We start from the raw sequence: 2,621 nt of genomic DNA, 5'->3' as shown, positions 1-2,621 counted from the left end.
CCAAGTAGCCGTGCCAAGATCCTGCTCCCGTATTACGACTTCGTCTAATACGGGCACTTCTTAGTTCGCATTAGCAAGGCGGTATACGAGTAATTAGCAGATGACCGTATCTACTGATTGGATGGTCTGGGCTGCAGATTTGGCGCCCATAGTGCACGATTCCAGTATCCCCTTATTCTGCTGCAATCCTAATAATATTCCCGAGACAAAAGCGTCTCCCGCACCACTCACATCCACAATAGAGTCAACTTCCAAAGCAGGCATATGAATCTCATGAGTATCATTGACTAGAACATAACCTAAATTGCCCATACTGATTACAATGTTTTTAGCACCGCGCTTAAGCAGCTTGCGGCCAGCAGTAAAACAATCCTTAACAGTTCTAATCGGCATATTACTTAGGATACTCGCCTCCTGTACATCTGGTTTTAAGAGAAAAACAGCATCCAGTTGATAAGGAATTTTTTTTGCTTTCTCAGCCGAAACTGGATCAATACAAATTTTGACATCCAAATCTACTGCTCTCTTCAAAATCAAATCAATAACACTTGAGGGTAAATTAGTATCGAGAAAAACCAAACTTTGACTGCTCCAGGAACTCCATGCCGCAGTAATGAACTCATCATCTATTTCATCATAGATATTCATATCAGCAAGACCAATGAATAACTCACCAGATTCATCAAGAACTGCCAGATACTGGGATGTTCTTTTTCCTTTTACAATCAGGGAATGTGTCGTATTTACTCCCAATGATCCTATATGTTCAAGTAATGCCCTTCCAGAAGCATCATCACCAACAATACACTGTAAATGAACATTTGAAGTTACTTTAGCCAGATTATGCGCCACGTTGCGCGCAACCCCACCAAAGGAAGAATTTGAATAAACGGGATTTGATGTATGCAATAAAAGAGCGTTGGAAGATTTCAATTTTAAATCAATATTGGCTCCACCAATACAAAAAATACTACTCATCGTTATGTCCTTATAACCCAGTATAGAAGAGAACCAAACTGTGCTTGAAATAATGGGGCGACATACGCCCCTATTGATTGCTCGTTCGTTAAAACTTAAGGAGAGGAACTACTGTACGTATTACCTCTTGAACACAATATTCTGAGCTGCTGAAAAAAGACAAATTAAATAAATTTTTTGCATAATTCTGAGGACGTTCTGAATGTTTTGGGGATTGCTTTTGTTCTGTCGTTTTTTCCTCAGTTTCTTTTATCACAGTTGCCTCGTCAGTTGCTCCTGGAGTGTTCATTAGTTTGCTCGAAGAACCTGATTGTTCTGTATCTGGCAATGGCTGTTCCACCCTGCTCAGAGGAATAACATCAGCAGATTGCTTTTGTCTTTCTGGTCTGGGAGGCAAGTTATCGTCTACGGATAACAACTGCTGTTGCAAGTATTCTTCGCGAATCGCCTTAAACAATGCAGTGAGTCGCCCGGAACATGCCTTCGGCCCTTTCTTCTTATTAAATAACCCATCAAGAATTTGTTCTTTACGCACAATATTGCTGTATGAAGGGTGTTCTTTGGTAATTTCATTACTTGCCAGGTTCTTATCATCCCCCAGTGCTTCATTAAGAAAAGTCATATCTTTTGACATAAGGAAGGTTGGCGGCAAATCATTTTGGCTATGATGTGATCTGATGTAATCACGCATCGCTTTAAAATTTTTAGAAGGAGAAATCAAAGTATTGAGGTAGTGGAGCTTTTTTTGTGTACTTTCAGGAAGATTTTTATCTAAATGCAATCTAGTGTCTATCTGCGACAGGCGAAGCAAAACCATACAGGCGGCATCATAGTTATGTCTTTTCAGTAGTGAGTTGGTAATTGATACCCATCGTGTAAAAGCTCTTATCTGAGCGTTTTTATCACTATGTCCACAAATGTCATCGGCAATAAACTTTTCAAATATTTTTCGGCACTGAAAGAAATGTTCCAACTCTGGGCTGGCACGTTCAATATTAGAAAAACCGGAAGGATTGGCAATATCACTTCGATTAAGTTTCTGAAATGCATCACGTATTTGGAAATCTAATAAATCAACATATTCAGCAGTAATTTTTGCTTCTGTTTTTTTGCATAATCGTTTCACTTCCCTACTGCTGGCAATTGCGACATCCATGATCGGATCGGCCATTTTTTCATCCCATGCTTTGGATGGATGCGAAGAGAAAAGAACAGAAGATTTGTAATACCAACGTATAAATGAACTTTTTACTTCTGATTTATTGTGCTGGGACATTATTAATACCCATTAGTCTATTAAGATTGCAATAATATCCAATTTTTATTCCATTAAGTCAAATTTTAACTTGGTTAGTTAACAATTAAAATGAATGGTTAAAGGTACTATTAAAAAGTTATCTCTTTGCTCAATAAAAATGATTAAAAATAACAAGAGTATTATATACTTTTCACAAAGAGCAGTGCCGAATTACCACGACTTGGCCACAGTATTGAGAAGCTTGCTTCAAACAAAATCTATGGATACCGCGGTCAAGCCGCGGTAATTCGAAAGAGGAAAAAGCGCCTCAAATAATGCACTGAATTACCCTGGCTTGACCACGGTATCCAGGAATCCCGCTCAGAGCCCGATTCCTGCGATACCG

At 39.0% G+C, this 2,621-nt stretch carries 2 protein-coding genes; both read right to left on the bottom strand.

Annotation, left to right across the window (positions count from 1 at the left end):
* Window positions 1-93 precede the first annotated feature (93 nt).
* Window positions 94-978: a carbohydrate kinase family protein gene (locus Q0495_RS05680; RefSeq protein WP_298624001.1), complete on the bottom strand. Its 885-nt coding sequence runs from the start codon at window positions 976-978 to the stop codon at window positions 94-96.
* Window positions 979-1,066: 88 nt separating this feature from the next.
* On the bottom strand, window positions 1,067-2,254 hold the full coding sequence (locus Q0495_RS05675; RefSeq protein ID WP_298623999.1) for a RasGEF domain-containing protein: 1,188 nt from the start codon (window positions 2,252-2,254) through the stop codon (window positions 1,067-1,069).
* Window positions 2,255-2,621 lie beyond the last annotated feature (367 nt).

Origin of the sequence: uncultured Legionella sp. (genome assembly GCF_937871865.1) — a bacterium.
Taxonomy (GTDB): Bacteria; Pseudomonadota; Gammaproteobacteria; order Legionellales; family Legionellaceae; genus Legionella.
This window is presented reverse-complemented; position numbering and strand designations above follow the sequence as displayed.

Excerpts from the sequence above, each read along its gene's own strand:
- Q0495_RS05675 (WP_298623999.1), bottom strand. The coding sequence starts at position 2,254 with ATGTCCCAGCACAATAAATCAGAAGTAAAAAGTTCATTTATACGTTGG.
- Q0495_RS05680 (WP_298624001.1), bottom strand. The coding sequence starts at position 978 with ATGAGTAGTATTTTTTGTATTGGTGGAGCCAATATTGATTTAAAATTG.